Annotated in this window: 1 protein-coding gene; it reads right to left on the bottom strand. The window is 31.3% G+C overall.

The features are described 5' to 3' along the window. Positions 1-8 precede the first annotated feature (8 nt). On the bottom strand, positions 9-536 hold a 528-nt coding region (locus BG20_RS09715; protein WP_048097216.1), incomplete at its 5' end, for an endonuclease III domain-containing protein.

Below are 536 nucleotides of genomic sequence, written 5' to 3'. Positions count from 1 at the left end.
ATATCTAACTAAGAAGCGTTCTTAGTTTTATAAAATTTACAATCATTTTTTATTTTACACACACTACACATAGGAGATATTGGCTTGCAAATGTTTTGACCATACATTACAAAAGTATCGTTAATATCAATCCAGAATTTTTTTGGAATTATCCTCATTAACTCCTGCTCTGTTTCCTCAGGTGTTTTTGTATCTACTAATCCTAATCTATTTGAGATTCTATGAACATGGATATCTACTGGGATTGCAGGCTTGTCAAATGCATAAACTAGAACACAGTTTGCTGTCTTTCTTCCAACGCCTGGCAGTTCTACAAGTTTTTCTAGATTATCTGGAACTTTTCCCTTATACTTTGAGTTGATAATTTTTGCAACTTCGATTATTCTTTTTGATTTTACATGATAGAATCCAATTGATTTTATAATTTTCTCAACGTCTTTAGTTTTTGCATTTGCAAGTTCCTTTGCATTTTTGTATTTTGAAAATAACACTTTGACTGCTTTTGTTGTAGTCTCATCTTTTGTTCTGGCAGACAG

Source organism: Candidatus Nitrosarchaeum limnium BG20 (assembly GCF_000241145.1).
Classification (GTDB): Archaea; Thermoproteota; Nitrososphaeria; order Nitrososphaerales; family Nitrosopumilaceae; genus Nitrosarchaeum; species Nitrosarchaeum limnae.
The sequence above is the reverse complement of the archived record's forward strand: the minus strand, read 5'-3'. Positions and strand labels throughout refer to the sequence as shown.